The 15,544-nt window shown below is 43.8% G+C and carries 12 protein-coding genes; 6 read left to right on the top strand and 6 right to left on the bottom strand.

Features of this window, described 5'->3' with window-relative positions; translation table 11 throughout:
- Genes lpxK through kdsB form a run of 3 tightly spaced genes read left to right on the top strand, consistent with a single transcriptional unit; the run spans position 1 to position 1,929 of the window.
- The gene (gene lpxK / locus OCU74_RS09740) at positions 1–1,008 is read left to right on the top strand and encodes a tetraacyldisaccharide 4'-kinase (protein ID WP_087479542.1); all 1,008 of its coding nucleotides are present in this window, start codon (positions 1–3) and stop codon (positions 1,006–1,008) included.
- On the top strand, positions 989–1,168 hold the full coding sequence (locus OCU74_RS09735) for a Trm112 family protein (RefSeq protein WP_087479541.1): 180 nt from the start codon (positions 989–991) through the stop codon (positions 1,166–1,168). Before lpxK ends, OCU74_RS09735 begins: the two co-directional genes overlap by 20 nt.
- A complete protein-coding gene (gene kdsB, locus OCU74_RS09730; RefSeq protein ID WP_087479540.1) occupies positions 1,168–1,929 on the top strand; it encodes a 3-deoxy-manno-octulosonate cytidylyltransferase in 762 nt (253 codons plus the stop codon). Before OCU74_RS09735 ends, kdsB begins: the two co-directional genes overlap by 1 nt.
- Before the next feature lie 80 nt (positions 1,930–2,009).
- On the opposite strand, the gene OCU74_RS09725 is transcribed toward kdsB, so the two are convergent.
- The 5 genes from OCU74_RS09725 to pflA form a co-directional block, all read right to left on the bottom strand.
- Positions 2,010–3,560 (bottom strand): SpoVR family protein, encoded by a 1,551-nt coding sequence (locus tag OCU74_RS09725; protein WP_087479539.1) that lies wholly within the window; start codon positions 3,558–3,560, stop codon positions 2,010–2,012.
- Positions 3,561–3,573: 13 nt separating this feature from the next.
- On the bottom strand, positions 3,574–4,848 hold the full coding sequence (locus OCU74_RS09720; protein WP_087479538.1) for a YeaH/YhbH family protein: 1,275 nt from the start codon (positions 4,846–4,848) through the stop codon (positions 3,574–3,576).
- 196 nt (positions 4,849–5,044) lie between these two features.
- Positions 5,045–6,979: a PrkA family serine protein kinase gene (locus OCU74_RS09715; protein ID WP_087479537.1), complete on the bottom strand. Its 1,935-nt coding sequence runs from the start codon at positions 6,977–6,979 to the stop codon at positions 5,045–5,047.
- Positions 6,980–7,261: 282 nt separating this feature from the next.
- The gene (locus tag OCU74_RS09710; RefSeq protein WP_087479536.1) at positions 7,262–7,762 is read right to left on the bottom strand and encodes a YfbU family protein; all 501 of its coding nucleotides are present in this window, start codon (positions 7,760–7,762) and stop codon (positions 7,262–7,264) included.
- A gap of 157 nt (positions 7,763–7,919) precedes the next feature.
- Positions 7,920–8,660 carry a pyruvate formate lyase 1-activating protein gene (pflA, locus tag OCU74_RS09705; RefSeq protein ID WP_087479535.1) on the bottom strand — a complete coding sequence of 247 codons (741 nt, stop codon included), beginning with the start codon at positions 8,658–8,660 and terminating at the stop codon, positions 7,920–7,922.
- 329 nt (positions 8,661–8,989) lie between these two features.
- Here pflA and OCU74_RS09700 point away from each other — a divergent pair, with 329 nt between their 5' ends.
- Complete coding sequence (locus OCU74_RS09700; protein WP_087479534.1) at positions 8,990–10,870, top strand: methyl-accepting chemotaxis protein; 1,881 nt, start codon at positions 8,990–8,992, stop codon at positions 10,868–10,870.
- A gap of 63 nt (positions 10,871–10,933) precedes the next feature.
- On the opposite strand, the gene pflB is transcribed toward OCU74_RS09700, so the two are convergent.
- Positions 10,934–13,210, bottom strand: coding sequence for a formate C-acetyltransferase (pflB, locus tag OCU74_RS09695; protein ID WP_087479533.1), 2,277 nt, complete (start codon positions 13,208–13,210; stop codon positions 10,934–10,936).
- 629 nt (positions 13,211–13,839) lie between these two features.
- Here pflB and OCU74_RS09690 point away from each other — a divergent pair.
- The gene (locus OCU74_RS09690) at positions 13,840–14,610 is read left to right on the top strand and encodes an ABC transporter ATP-binding protein (protein ID WP_087479532.1); all 771 of its coding nucleotides are present in this window, start codon (positions 13,840–13,842) and stop codon (positions 14,608–14,610) included.
- A gap of 82 nt (positions 14,611–14,692) precedes the next feature.
- A complete protein-coding gene (locus tag OCU74_RS09685; protein WP_087479531.1) occupies positions 14,693–15,466 on the top strand; it encodes an ABC transporter substrate-binding protein in 774 nt (257 codons plus the stop codon).
- Positions 15,467–15,544: the final 78 nt, after the last annotated feature.

Below are 15,544 nucleotides of genomic sequence, written 5' to 3'. Positions count from 1 at the left end.
GTGATTGAAAAGATCTGGTTTACAAATCATCTCATCGGTAAATTCCTGGCTCCTGTTTTGTGGCCATTGAGTCGTTTGTATCGTGTGGTTAGTGAATCAAGAAAGAAAGCATATCAACAGGGACGGAAGGCAACATACCGGGCTCCGGTTCCAGTGATTGTTGTTGGTAATATTACTGCTGGCGGTAATGGGAAAACGCCTATTGTTGTCTGGCTGGTGGAAGCTCTGCAACAGATGGGCATGACACCTGGTGTGATTTCCCGTGGCTATGGTGGGAAAGCGCCGCAATATCCTTTATTGCTTAAGCAAGATACACCGGTAGAGCACTGTGGTGATGAGCCGAAACTGATATATCAGCGGACAGGTGCTCCTGTTGCCGTTGCCCCACGGCGTGCCGATGCGGTCAAAGCATTGTTGAGCCAGGGGGTGAATGTGGTTGTAGCAGATGACGGTTTGCAGCATTATGCTCTGGAGCGGGATGTTGAAATTGTTGTTGTAGATGGACAACGGCGTTTTGGTAACCAGCAGTTTATCCCTTATGGCCCGTTACGCGAGTCTCTGCATCGGTTGGAAACGGTCGATTTTGTGATTACGAATGGTGGTGAGCCGGGATCCGATGAAATTCCCATGACTCTGGCTCCCCAGCAAGCAGTTAACCTTTGTTCCGGTATACGGAAAGATGTGAAGCAATTGAACCGGTTGAGTGCTGTGGCCGGAATTGGAAACCCGTCCCGTTTTTTTCAAACACTATCTCAATTAGGTGCATCTCTGGTTGCGACCAGAGAGTTTGCCGATCATTATCAATATAGTTCCAGTGATATTGAAGGGCTTTCTCAGGAAGCTGAACACATTATTATGACGGAAAAAGATGCAGTGAAATGTCGTTCGTTTGCAAAAGAAAACTGGTGGTATTTGCCTGTGTCCGCCACATTCCGGCCTATGGATGAACAAAAAATATTACGATCAATCGAAGAGGTTATTGAACAGTATGGATCATCGTCTGCTTGAAATTGTTGCCTGCCCGGTATGTAAAGGAAAGCTTACCTATGATAAGGAGCAACAAGAGCTGATTTGTAAATTTGACCGGCTTGCATATCCTATTAAAGAGGGAATTCCAGTCCTACTGGAGCCAGAAGCACGTACAATGTCGATGGATGAGGGACACTGATGACTACTGCTTATACAGTGGTGATTCCTGCACGTTATCAGTCATCACGATTACCTGGGAAGCCACTAGTAGATATTGGTGGCAAAACCATGGTGCAACGTGTTTATGAGCAGGCAATTCAGTCAGGAGCCGAGCAGGTTGTGGTTGCAACTGATGATGAGAGAATTGCACAGGTTGTCAAAGGGTTTGGCGGACAAGTCTGCATGACAGGTTCCCAGCATGAGTCCGGTACGGAACGGTTGGCGGAGGTTGTCCGGAAACTGTCGATACCGGACGACCACATTGTGGTTAATGTTCAGGGAGACGAGCCATTGATCCCTCCGGCAATTATTACTCAGGTTGCCGAAAATCTGGCAAACCATGAGGCACCAATGGCAACACTTGCTGTTGAGATTACTGACCCGGAAGAGGTTTTTAACCCTAATGCTGTTAAAGTGGTGACCGATCATCAGGGATATGCGCTTTATTTTAGTCGGGCTACGATTCCCTGGGATCGGGATAGCTATTGCCAGCAGGCTCCGGAAATACACTCCCCATTACTACGTCATATCGGGATCTATGCTTATCGGGCCGGGTTCATTCAGACTTATATCCACTGGGAACCGAGTCAGTTGGAGAAAATCGAATGCCTGGAACAGCTTCGGGTTCTTTGGTATGGGGAAAAAATCCATGTTGGTGTCGCACTTGAGACACCACCGATTGGTGTTGATACTGAAAAGGATCTCGAACAGCTTCGGGCACTCGTTGCCAGAAATAACTGAGTAACTCTTTGAATCAGCTCAGCACGGTGAAAAGAAACGGATGGGCGAACCCATCCGTTTTTACTTAGCCACTTTTGTTGTCAGGGAGTTGAATGCGCAGGTAAGTCTTTTGTCGGGCAGATCGCCAGTCGTTCCCGCCTTCCGGTATCTTTAACTTCTTCTAAAATGACATCAAATCCCCACAGGCGATGCATGTGTTTTAACACCTCCTCATAGCTAGGATCGAGAGGAATACGATCATGAGGAATATACTGTAGTGTCAGAGAGCGATCACCACGTACATCCACACTGTAAACCTGAATATTAGGTTCGATGTTACTCAGATTATACTGTGCTGCGAGTTTTTCTCTGACTTGCTGATAACCTGACTCATCGTGAATTGCACTGACTTCAATGAAGTTTTTCCGGTCATCATCCGTGATAGCAAAAAGTTTGAAATCCCGGATGAGTTTTGGTGACAGATACTGACTGATAAAGCTTTCGTCTTTGAAATTTTTCATTGCAAAATGAACAGCATCCAGCCAGTCAGTTCCGGCCAGATCCGGGAACCATTCTTTATCTTCCTCAGTCGGTTCCTGACAAATTCGCTGAATATCCTTGAACATCGCAAATCCAAGTGCATAGGGGTTGATACCACTGTAATAGGGGCTGTTGTATGGCGGCTGAGCGACAACACTGGTGTGACTATGGAGAAACTCGAGAATGAATTTTTCCGAGACAAGTCCTTCATCATAGAGATGATTCAGAATGGTGTAGTGCCAGAATGTAGCCCACCCTTCGTTCATGACCTGAGTCTGTTTCTGAGGATAAAAATACTGGCTGATTTTTCGGACAATCCGGACAATTTCCCGTTGCCATGGCTCCAGTAAAGGTGCGTGTTTTTCGATGAAATAGAGAATATTTTCCTGAGGTTCACTAGGGAAACGAATTTTCTCATCCTCAGATTTTTCTTTGGATTTTGGTAGTGTTTTCCACAGTTCGTTTACCTGAGACTGTAAGTAGGCTTCACGCTGCTCCTGACGAATTTTTTCCTCAGTAATCGATATTTTTTCCGGTCTTTTATACCGGTCAACACCAAAGTTCATCAATGCATGACAGGAGTCTAATATATCCTCAACTTCAGTAACACCGTATTTTTCTTCACATCCACTGATGTAGTTCTTTGCAAAGAGCAGGTAATCGATAATGGAGCTGGCATCCGTCCAGGTCTGGAACAAATAGTTACCTTTAAAGAATGAATTGTGCCCGTAGCTGGCATGAGCCATGACCAGTGCTTGCATGGTGACAGTATTTTCTTCCATGAGATAAGCGATACAAGGGTCAGAGTTGATGACAATCTCGTATGCCAGTCCCATCTGACCGTGCTTATACCCTTGTTCTGTCTGAATGAATTTTTTCCCGAAGGACCAGTGGTTATAATTAATGGGCATTCCGATGCTTGAATAAGCATCCATCATCTGCTCGGAAGTAATAACTTCTATCTGACTCGGATAAGTGTCCAGCCGATAATGCTCTGCAACGCGTTTGATCTCTGTGTGATAGCGCTCGAGTAAATCAAAGGTCCAGTCCGGTCCATCCGGTAGGCGTTTACTCTGTTGCTTATCAGATACTGACTTTGTTTTTGCTACCATTCAGAAGTCCCTCCTAAGCTGTTTCTTTGTGAAACAATTCCCTGAACACAGGGAAAATATCATCCACTGACTGAATATTTTTCATTGCAAAGTTTTCAAAACTTGTCTGCAATTTCTCATATTCGTGCCAGAGTGTCTGATGAGAACGACGCGTAATCTCAATGTATGCGTAGTATTGACAGCTTGGTAGTAAGTTTTCGGCGAGTATTGAATGACAACGGGGTGAATCATCGGCCCAGTTATCCCCATCGGATGCCTGAGCTGCATAGATGTTCCACTGGCTGAGCGGATAACGATCCTCAATGATCTCATGCATCAGTTTGAGTGCACTGGATACGATGGTTCCACCGGTTTCCTGAGAGTAGAAAAATTCATGTTCATCAACTTCTTTTGCCTGAGTATGATGGCGGATGAAAACGACCTCTACATTCTTATAAGTACGGGTTAAAAACAGATAAAGCAGGACATAAAAACGTTTGGCAATGTCTTTCGTAGCCTGATCCATCGAGCCAGAAACATCCATCAGACAAAACATGACGGCCTGACTGGAAGGAATCGGGCGTTTTTCGTAATTTTTATAGCGTAAGTCAAAGGTATCAATGAATGGCACCTGCTCAATCTTTTTGCGGATATCCATGATTTCCTGTTGCAGGCGCTTTTCTTCCAACGGCTGAGCTGGTTCTAAATTCTGGATGTTTTCCAGTTCCTCCTCCAGTTCATGGAGTAAGCGGCGTTTCCCTGCAGTCATGGCTGTTCTTCTCGCCAGAGACTGTTGTAGGGAACGAACAACTGAAATATTGGCAGGTACACCCGCGGTCTGATAACCGGCCCGATGAGTCTTCCATTCGGTGATTTTATTGATTTGCCGTTTTTTCAGATTGGGCAGTGCTAAATCATCGAACAGAATATCAAGATATTCATCTTTGGATATCTGGAAAACAAAGTCGTCATTGCCTTCGCCGTCAGCACTGGCATCTCCCTGGCCGGCACCACCGCCACCGCCACCGCCTTCCTGTGGACGGTCAATCTTATCTCCGGTAATGAACTGGTCATTTCCGGGGTGCACTCGTTCTTTTAGTCCGCCTTTTCCCTGATGAAATACTGGCTCTTTGATGTCTTTACTGGGAATTGTTACATCTTCCCCGGATTCGGTATTGGTAATGGAGCGACGGTTCACCGCGTCTGCGATCGATTCTTTGATTTGCTGCTTATGGCGGCGCAGAAAACGCTGGCGATTCACTGCACTCTTATTTTTACCGTTTAATCTTCTGTCAATAAATTGCGCCATGAATATCCCCTTTCCTTAACATCGCCGAACAACAGCTCTAGTCATGTTTATGAGCTGTTGACCGGTTTTCCCCGGAATGGAAGCAGAGGAGGCTGTGAGCAAGGTTTGCTTACAACACTCCATAAAATAACTTCATCTTGAAGTAACTTCACCTGAAGTTTGCCTCCTACAGCACCAGGTTTATGGTGCAGACTATTTATGACGATTTACGAACACGTAAATACCACTCGGATAGCAATCGTACCTGTTTCTCGGTATAACCTTTTTCCATCATCCGTGCGACGAAATCATCATGTTTTCTCTGTTCTTCAGAGGATGTTTTTGCATTGAAAGAGATGACCGGTAATAGTTCCTCAGTGTTAGAGAACATTTTCTTCTCAATTACTGTCCGTAGTTTTTCATAACTGGTCCATACGGGGTTTTTGCCATTGTTATTGGCTCTGGCTCTGAGGACAAAGTTAACGATTTCATTACGGAAGTCTTTTGGATTACTGATACCAGCCGTTTTTTCAATTTTTTCCAGCTCGCTATTCAAGGCTGAACGGTCAAATAACTGTCCGGTTTCTGGATCGCGATATTCCTGATCCTGAATCCAGAAGTCGGCATAGGTAACATAACGGTCAAAAATATTTTGTCCGTATTCAGAGTAGGATTCCAGATATGCAGTCTGAATTTCTTTACCAATGAACTCTACATAGCGTGGAACCAGATATCCTTTCAGATATTCAAGATACCGTTCGGCGGTGTCTTGTGGGAATTGCTCCCGTTCAATTTGCTGTTCAATGACATAAAACAGGTGAACCGGGTTTGCGGCGACTTCAGTCTGATCAAAGTTAAATACGCGGGACAGAATTTTGAAGGCAAACCGTGTTGAAAGACCAGACATCCCTTCATCGACACCCGCATAATCCCGGTATTCCTGATAGCTCTTGGCTTTGGGATCTGTATCTTTTAGTGTTTCACCGTCATATACCCGCATTTTTGAAAAGACCGAGGAGTTTTCCGGAGCTTTCAACCGGGATAAAACACTAAACTGTGCCAGAGTTTCCAGTGTGCTTGGAGAGCAGGGCGCGAGCGCCAGTTCACTGTGGTCCAGAAGTTTCTGATAGATTTTCACTTCTTCGGAAACCCGCAGACAGTAAGGTACTTTGACGATATAGACCCGATCGAGGAATGCTTCGTTGTTTTTGTTGTTGCGGAAGGCCTGCCACTCAGATTCATTTGAGTGAGCGAGAATCATACCTTCAAATGGCAATGCTGATAAACCCTCAGTACCGTTATAGTTACCTTCCTGTGTAGCAGTTAGTAACGGGTGCAGCACTTTGATTGGTGCTTTAAACATTTCAACGAATTCCATCAGACCCTGATTTGAACGACAGAGTGCACCGGAGTAACTATAAGCGTCAGGATCATCCTGAGAATAATGTTCCAGTTTTCGGATATCGACTTTACCCACTAATGAAGAAATATCCTGATTGTTTTCGTCACCGGGCTCTGTTTTGGCAATGGCAATCTGATCCAATATTGATGGGCGTAGTTTTACTACTTTAAATTTTGTAATGTCACCGCCAAATTCATGGAGCCGTTTTGCTGCCCATGGAGACATAATGGTTCGGAGATAGCGTTGGTCAATCCCGTATTCTTTTTTGAGTAGATCTCCGTCTTCGCTGATGTCGAACAAACAGAATGGATGGTCATTGACGGGGCTCCGCTGTCCATTGGCGGTTAAAACATAGATGGGCATCTGCTGCATTAATGATTTTAATTTTTCTGCAAGTGATGATTTACCACCACCAACAGGACCGAGCAGGTAGAGAATCTGTTTACGTTCTTCAAGCCCCTGAGCTGCATGTTTCAGATAAGAAACAATTTGCTCTATCGAATCTTCCATCCCGTAGAAGTCTTTAAATGTGTCGTAACGGGCGATCACACGGTTAGAGAAAATTCGGCTCAAACGGGGATCTTTGGATGTATCGATCACTTTTGGCTCACCAATCGCTAACAATAGGCGTTCAGCTGCATTGGCATAAGCACTTTTGTCTTCTTTACATAACTTTAAGAAATCCTGTAGTGATAACTCTTCTTCCTTCGCTGCTTCATAACGCGCTTGAAAATGGTCGAATATACTCATGGCTCATTCCCTCTAAAATGTCTTAATGACATGTCAACGCTTCAACACAAATCGCACACTCTTTAAGACTAGTCCCTAATTAGCAATTTTGCTTAAAAAATATGTGTTTAATTAAAAGATTAACTTAAGAGATTCCTGGACTTTGAATAATTTGTTAAATGAATGTTTTACTAATTTAACAAAATTTTAGGGCTGCAGGTATATGGAAAAGAGAAGTTTTATTAAAGAAAATATTAATTTTTGCCCGGACTACAGATGATTTGTAGTCCGGAACTAGAGCCATTAAGCGTTAAAAATTTGCTGAAACTCAGCAACAGAGAGGTGGTATTGACGGGGGCAAGTGTGCCATTTGGCTGCCATCCGGCGGTATTTATCTAACATCGGAACCTGGCTGTTAAACTGATGCTCGCCCTGCTCAAATTGTGGGTATAAGTTTTCTGAGTTGACCAGAAAACGGACATAGTGAACAAACTGAGCTTCTGTTGATAAATCAAAGCCCAAAAACTGCAAACGTCTTGCATCGATTTCAGCTTGGTCAGACTCTGTCAGCAGTTTATAAGACTCTTGCATAGCATGGTACATTTCCATGATATTGATGATTTCACTACATTGTTTCTCCGGCATACAGCCGAACTCTTTATTTAATTCCCGCATATGCAGTTCATAACCGCGTTCAATAATAGTTTGAAAGCGTTTATATTTTTCAGCATTCGCCGGATCAAGCTGGGACATCAGCAAGTATTGATTGGATAGGATGAGGCGTTGAGCATTGGTCATTTCCATAGCAAATTCCTACTCGAATGATTAAAGGTTGTTATCAGTAGAGTAACGTTAATTGTGTGCCTGAAACATGATCTCAACACGGATTTTATCGATTTATATGTCTGGATGACCGGGGTTTATTTGGGCTTGATACCCCGGTAAACGTAGCTTTCGGTGTTTAATACTTCACGTTGGAATGGTACTGACTCAGGATAGAAACAATATTATCCATTGTATCTTTCGAGGGCGGGTTCACACCTTCGAGAGGATAATCGATACCCATGGCTTCCCATTTGTGTGCGCCTAGCTTGTGGTATGGTAACAGTTCTATTTTTTCAATGTTATCCATATCCTGAATGAAACGCCCCAGCATATGGGCAGCTTCCTCATCATCGGTATATCCGGGGACGATTACATAGCGAATCCATGTTGTCTGGCCGATTTTATGCAGATAGCGAGCGAAATCTAAAGTGCGATGATTAGATACACCAATCAGTTTCTGGTGGATCTCATCCTGCATATGTTTGATATCAAGCATCACTAAATCGGTGACTTCGAGTAGTTCATCGATAACCGGGGTATGTTTGCGGACATACCCGTTGGTATCAAGGCAGGTATGCATTCCCTCGGCCTTAGCGGCCCTGAAAAAATCCCTGACAAACTCAGGCTGCAGGATGGCTTCGCCTCCAGAACAGGTTACACCTCCCCCGGATGCATTCATAAAATGACGGTAAGATTTTGCTTCTTTGATGATGTCTTCAACGGAAATGAGTTTACCGGCATGTGTATCCCAGGTGTCCCGGTTATGACAATACATACAGCGCATCAGGCACCCTTGCATGAAAACGATGAAACGAATACCTGGGCCATCAACGGTGCCACATGTCTCAAAAGAATGGATACGACCTAGAGTTGACATGATGATTTCTCTTTGAAGGATTTACCCGTTATTTTATTACATTTCCATGAGATTATATATACCTAAGTCGTCAGGTGACACTGGAGCCACCGGGTTTTCAGTGGACTGATGTCGGGGAACAGACAATAAAAATATCATCCCTTTTCATGTGGCATGGATGGTTCAGTGAAAAGGGGAGTATTGATTTACACCAGAAGCTCTGAACAGCATAAAAAAATAGTAATTTTGTGATATGTGTAATAAATTTGTTAATACTAGTAAAATTTATTGATAATAATTAATTGTCGTCGTTTTGGGCCACTCTGGTTTAGTGTTAAGGATATCGTGTCATGGATGTACTGAAGTTATCGCAAAAGCAGAAAATTACTATTTTTATTATTGTGTTATGTCTTGGTTTTTTATCAATGGGGCTATTTATAGCGCAGAAATTATCTACCATGACTTCGCAATATGAGCAAAGTGGAGATATTTCTCAGGGAACCACAACTTTATTCGCTTCTCAGGCAAAACTGTTATCTCTGGCTGCTGAAAGAGGAAATATCAGGATTAAAGATGTTCCCCGTGTAACTGAGTTACTAACATCATTGGCGACTGATATCGATAAAGATGTAAGTTTTCTGAAAGGTGTTGATTTTGCAAGTGAAAGTGAATCTCTCCTTGAGGCTATTTCCCGGTTTGAAAGTGCAATGCGCCCTTGGCTGACTATCAAGACTGAATTGGGATTTAGTGTCAGTGAAGGAAAACAGGGGGAACTTGCCCGGTTGGCAGAACAGATAGAAGCAAAAATTGAAGAAACCGGTATGGTCACTATTCGTTCTGATTTTCGGGCAATGATCAAATCTCAGCAGAATTATCTGCTGTCACCAAATGAAAAAAATCTTAAGCTATTCAATCGTGCCATGGCGATGTTTATCAATACATCTAAGCTGTATGCTGCATTGGCAAGTTATCAGTCTGAAGTCGATCAGTTTAAACAGACCTTTGCCCGTGTCGGTGAATTATCTCAGCAAGCTAAAAATTATGAGATGGAACTGGCAGCATCAGAACAAGCTGCTCAGGAACTAATCCACAATGTTTCGGATAAACTGAAATCAGTCAGCAGGGATTATCAACAGACAGCTCATCGGGAAGCGACTCAAACATTATGGTCAGTCATGGCAGCTTGCGCAGCACTTGCTGTAATCACTATTACAATTTTTGTTACCCTTAGATTGTCTTTAACTCGCTCTCTCACACAGACAAAAACATTTCTGGATGCTCTGTCTCAAGGGGATTTATCTCGGCGTTTGCATCTCACGGCGAATCAACAGGATGAGTTTAATCAACTGGCTGTAGCTCTGAATGAAAGTTGTGAGCATTTAGGTTTGCTGGTCAATCAGGTACAAAAGAACAGTCAGGCACTTTCCGGGGATGCTGCAGATTTAAATCATGGTCTGGACCAACTAGTGTTTGCGCAGACAGAAATTATCCGACAAACCGATTTACTTGCTTCTGCTACGGAAGAAGTGAGTGTGACGACCCAGGAAGTAAGCAACTCACTTGAGTTTGTTGCTGATGTGAGTAAAGCATCGACCTCGGCAGCGCAAGAAGGTGGGGAGATTATTGAAGCAGCAATCCAGTCACTTCAGGACGTTGGAAATATTCTGAGTTCAGCTGCCGGACATATCCAACAACTTGAAGCTGCTTCTGAGAAAGTTGATTCAGTGATGGAAATTATCAATGGTATTGCTGAACAGACCAATTTACTGGCTTTAAATGCAGCGATTGAAGCTGCACGGGCCGGAGAGCAGGGACGAGGGTTTGCTGTGGTTGCGGATGAAGTCCGGAATCTGGCAGTTAAAACAGTCGATGCAGTGACAGAAATAACCGACACCATTGAGACGATGAAACGTGAAAGTGCGGAAGTGATCCAGTATATCGGTCAGTCGGAAGATTCGATGAAGCGGGGACAGGAACAAGGACAGGAAGCTATACAGGCCCTTTCTCACATTACTGAAAAAGCCAGCGAAGCCGCAAGTCAGACCGAAGTGATTTTTGAATCAATAAAAGAACTTGCAGTAACCAGCCATTCAATGGCTGATAGTATGGTTCAGATTTCATCTTCGATGAAAAACCTGGAAGAGAATAATGAAAGACTCAGAGAAACCAGTAAAGTAGTGGACCGACGTTCAACCAGCCTCTCTGAGGATTGCCAGCGTTTCACGGTATAAGATTCAATTTTACGGGCAATAAAAAGCTCCCCTTGGGGAGCTTTTTCTGTCATGACTGAATCATTAAAGTGATTCAGTAAATGTACGTGCAATAACGTCAGCTTGTTGTTCTGCTGTCAGTGAATTGAAGCGAACAGCGTAACCTGATACACGAATAGTCAGCTGTGGATACTTCTCTGGGTGTTTCACAGCATCTTCCAGTGTTTCACGGTTCAGAACGTTCACGTTCAGGTGTTGACCACCTTCAATACCAGTTTCATGGTGGAAATAACCATCCATCAGACCAGCAAGATTAGAACGTTGTGCATCGTTATCTTTACCCAGAGCATTCGGCACGATTGAGAAGGTATAAGAGATACCATCTTTGGCGTGAGCAAATGGCAGTTTACCAACAGAGGTCAGTGATGCCACAGCGCCTTTTTCATCACGGCCATGCATTGGGTTTGCACCAGGTGCAAATGGTGCACCGGCACGACGTCCGTCAGGTGTATTCCCTGTTTTCTTACCGTAAACAACGTTAGAGGTAATTGTCAGGATTGACTGTGTAGGAATCGCGTTGCGGTAAGTTTTCAGTGAACGGATTTTGTTCATGAATACTTCAACAAGTTGACATGCGATGTCATCAACACGTGGATCATTGTTACCAAATTTAGGATAGTCACCTTCAATTTTGAAGTCGACAGCGATGCCATCTTCATCACGAATTGGAGTTACTTTCGCATATTTGATTGCAGACAGGGAGTCAGCTGCAACAGAAAGACCAGCAATACCACAAGCCATTGTCCGCGTCACATTAAGGTCATGTAATGCCATCAGTGATGCTTCGTAGCTGTACTTGTCATGCATAAAGTGAATCGCATTCAGAGCAGTGACATACTGTTTTGCCAGCCAGTCCATGAAGTGATCCATTTTTTCCCATAGTTCATCGTAGTCCAGAACTTCAGAAGTGATTTTTCCTAGTTTCGGACCAACCTGAATTTTCAGTTTCTCATCGACACCACCGTTAATGGTGTACAGCATGGTTTTTGCCAGGTTAGCACGAGCACCGAAGAACTGCATTTGCTTACCAACAACCATTGGAGATACGCAACATGCAATCGCATAATCATCAGACTCGAAGTCAGGACGCATCAAATCATCATTTTCATACTGAATTGATGATGTATCGATAGATACTTTTGCACAGAAACGTTTAAAGCCTTCAGGCAGTTGCTCTGACCAAAGAACAGTAATGTTTGGCTCTGGTGATGGACCCATTGTGTACAGGCTGTTCAGGAAACGGAAGTTGGTACGAGTAACCAGTGTCCGTCCGTCAATGCCCATACCACCCAGAGATTCTGTTGCCCAGATTGGGTCGCCTGAGAATAGCTCATCATATTCAGGTGTACGTAGGAAACGGACCATACGCAGTTTCATGACGAAGTGGTCGATCATTTCCTGAGCGCCTTCTTCAGTCAGTTTGCCTGCTGCAATATCACGTTCCAGGAAGATATCCAGGAATGTAGAAGTCCGGCCCAGAGACATTGCTGCACCGTTTTGAGATTTCACAGCAGCCAGATAACCGAAGTAAGTCCACTGAATTGCTTCCTGAGCTGTTTCAGCCGGACGGGAAATGTCACAGCCATATTTAGCTGCCATTTCTTTGATTTGAGCTAGTGCACGGTGTTGTTCTGCGATTTCTTCACGTAGCTGCATAGTCATATGCAGATCTTCACCGGCTTCAAATTTTTCTTGCAGTGAAGTGAACTGAGCAAATTTATCTTTCATCAGGAAGTCGATACCGTACAGAGCGATACGACGGTAGTCACCAATGATACGGCCACGGCCATAAGCATCAGGAAGACCAGTCAATACACCAGACTTACGACATTTCATGATTTCAGGAGTATAGATATCGAATACACCCTGATTGTGTGTTTTACGGTATTCAGTAAAGATTTTCTTAACTTGAGGATCCAGTTCACGTCCATAAGCCTGACATGAGCCTTCGACCATACGGATACCACCGTTTGGAATGATGGCGCGTTTTAAAGGCGCTTCAGTCTGGAGACCAACGATTGTTTCAAGATCTTTATTGATGTAACCCGCATCGTGTGCAGTGATGGTAGAAATAACGGAAGTGTCAAAATCAACAGGAGCGTGAGTTGAGTTCTCTTTCTTGATACCTTCCATGACGGCTGACCAAAGAGATTTGGTTGCTTCGGTACCTTCAGAAACCAGGAAAGACTCGTCACCTTCATAAGGCGTGTAGTTCTTTTGAATAAAATCACGAACGTTAACTTCGTTTTGCCAGTCTCCTGCGACAAAACCTTCCCAAGCTTTAGCAAATTGCTCTGCCATGATATACCTACCTTTATATAGTAGAGAAAAACACGTACTGATCTAGCTGTTGAGCTAACTTGCCTTCCTGTTGAGGAAGAAATCAGCACACTCTTCGAATAACAATATGATTGACCACCTGACAATATTCGTCAGCTTGACTAATGATATTGCGACTCTTACCACGAACCTCATCGTATTGACTGTAGCTTAGGATAAAAAAAACACATAAACCTTAAACTAAATCAATAAAACTTAAAAAAAAGGAATAAACTTTGATGTCATATTGACCAGAACAGTCGGTTAAACGTTGAGATATCGCCTCTGAATTTATCCCCTAAGCATAGACGATCTCTGATGGAAAGGATGGATTAACTCTGATGGTCTGTTATACACGGTTATATGAACCTATGTCTGTGATATCGATAGAAATAAAACCTCACTAATATGAAATTTATCCCATCCCTGCCAGTTTATCCGGTTGATATATGATGAATGGTGCTGTTTACCGAATGATGACTGTCGGGACTTGTAATATTTATAACCAGTAAATCTGGAGCGCTGTTTATTGCGTGTTGTGATATCGGGTGCTAGGTTTTATATCAGTAACGACTAATGTGAGTAAGTTCTAGTCAAAGGAGCGATGGCACATGGATGACATACCTGCGTTACATATAAAAAATTTGCATAAAACGTTTGGTCAGAATGAAGTGCTGAAAGGGATCTCTTTACAGGCTTTCAAAGGGGATGTGATTTCAATTATCGGTTCTTCCGGTTCGGGAAAAAGTACCTTTCTGAGATGTATCAATTTGCTGGAAGTGCCAACTGCCGGAGAAATCTGGGTGAATGGTGAAATGATCGACATGAAAGCAGATCGGCTCGGTCATTTATTCCCGGCAAACGGGAGGCAGGTTCAGCGTATTCGCTCACGCTTGGCGATGGTCTTTCAGGGATTCAACTTATGGTCACATATGACGGTACTGGAGAATGTGATTGAAGCGCCTGTTCATGTTCTGGGTGTCGCAAAAAAAGAAGCGATTGAGAAAGCAGAGCGTTTACTACAAAAAGTGGGGGTTTATGACCGGAAAGATTACTATCCCCACCATCTTTCCGGCGGTCAGCAGCAACGGGCTGCAATCGCCAGGGCTTTGGCTGTTGAACCTGAAGTAATGTTGTTTGATGAGCCGACATCAGCACTCGATCCTGAACTGGTTGGTGAAGTTCTTGGTGTAATGCGTGATCTGGCCGGGGAAGGCCGGACAATGTTGCTGGTGACACATGAAATGACTTTCGCCCGCGATATTTCCAGCCATGTCATGTTTCTGCATCAGGGACTTGTGGAAGAGCAGGGAAGTCCGGCAAAACTTTTTACTCAACCGGAATCGGAAAGACTCCGGCAGTTTATCTCTTCGGTCTATTAGTTGAATCATCAACGGATAACGGAGAAATCCATTCCGGAGAAAATAAATACAATCACTGGTATCGACGTCAAAGGAGCATGATATGAAAACATGGTTGGTGATCGCGGCAGGGCTTGTTATATCTGCAGGCTATGTTCAGGCAAAAGAGTGGCATACGGTTCGTTTTGGTATCGAAGGGGCTTATCCGCCGTTTAGCTGGACTGAAGCTGACGGTTCTCTGCAAGGGTTTGATGTTGATATGGCAAATGCATTGTGCCGGGAAATGGACGTGAAATGTAAAATTGTGCCACAAGACTGGGATGGCATTATTCCATCTCTGCTGGCACGTAAATACGATGCGATTATTGCAGCCATGTCGATTACGGAAGAGCGAAAAAGAAAAGTCGATTTTACCCAGAAGTATGCGCTGATTCCGAATAAATTTATTGCCCGTAAAGGGAAACAAATCGAATTTACCCAAGCCGGTTTGAAAGGAGTGAAAATTGGTGTTCAGCGGGCAACCACGCATGATCGGTATTTGACGGATAACTATGGGGATGCTGTTGATATTGTCCGGTATGGATCTTTCGATGAAGCATATCTGGATTTAGCCAACGGGCGAATTGACGCGGTATTGGGAGATGCTTCAGCACTGGAAGAAGGTGTTCTGAAAAAAGAAGGGGGAGAACAGTATCAGTTTGTCGGTCCTTCCCTGACCGACCCCAAATGGTTTGGTGAAGGATTCGGAATAGCAACCCGCAAACAGGATAAAGACCTGAACCAAAAGCTGAATCAGGCAATTCAGGCACTGCGCCATAATGGGGTATATCAGAAAATTCAGGACAAATACTTCAATTATGACGTTTATGGTGAGTAGGAAAGTAACGTTTGTCTATACACGATATAAAGTAGCGGCAGGAATGGAGTCGGTTTCTTGCCGGATACAGCAGCAATG

Origin of the sequence: Vibrio mangrovi (assembly GCF_024346955.1) — a bacterium.
In the GTDB taxonomy this organism is placed as follows: domain Bacteria; phylum Pseudomonadota; class Gammaproteobacteria; order Enterobacterales; family Vibrionaceae; genus Vibrio; species Vibrio mangrovi.
Note: the sequence above shows the minus strand (reverse complement) of the source record. Positions and strands in the feature narration are given on the sequence as shown.

Excerpts from the sequence above, each read along its gene's own strand:
- OCU74_RS09685 (WP_087479531.1), top strand. The coding sequence starts at position 14,693 with ATGAAAACATGGTTGGTGATCGCGGCAGGGCTTGTTATATCTGCAGGC.
- OCU74_RS09720 (WP_087479538.1), bottom strand. The coding sequence starts at position 4,848 with ATGGCGCAATTTATTGACAGAAGATTAAACGGTAAAAATAAGAGTGCA.
- pflA (WP_087479535.1), bottom strand. The coding sequence starts at position 8,660 with ATGTCAACTCTAGGTCGTATCCATTCTTTTGAGACATGTGGCACCGTT.
- OCU74_RS09710 (WP_087479536.1), bottom strand. The coding sequence starts at position 7,762 with ATGGAAATGACCAATGCTCAACGCCTCATCCTATCCAATCAATACTTG.
- OCU74_RS09735 (WP_087479541.1), top strand. The coding sequence starts at position 989 with ATGGATCATCGTCTGCTTGAAATTGTTGCCTGCCCGGTATGTAAAGGA.
- OCU74_RS09725 (WP_087479539.1), bottom strand. The coding sequence starts at position 3,560 with ATGGTAGCAAAAACAAAGTCAGTATCTGATAAGCAACAGAGTAAACGC.
- pflB (WP_087479533.1), bottom strand. The coding sequence starts at position 13,210 with ATGGCAGAGCAATTTGCTAAAGCTTGGGAAGGTTTTGTCGCAGGAGAC.
- OCU74_RS09700 (WP_087479534.1), top strand. The coding sequence starts at position 8,990 with ATGGATGTACTGAAGTTATCGCAAAAGCAGAAAATTACTATTTTTATT.
- kdsB (WP_087479540.1), top strand. The coding sequence starts at position 1,168 with ATGACTACTGCTTATACAGTGGTGATTCCTGCACGTTATCAGTCATCA.
- OCU74_RS09715 (WP_087479537.1), bottom strand. The coding sequence starts at position 6,979 with ATGAGTATATTCGACCATTTTCAAGCGCGTTATGAAGCAGCGAAGGAA.
- OCU74_RS09690 (WP_087479532.1), top strand. The coding sequence starts at position 13,840 with ATGGATGACATACCTGCGTTACATATAAAAAATTTGCATAAAACGTTT.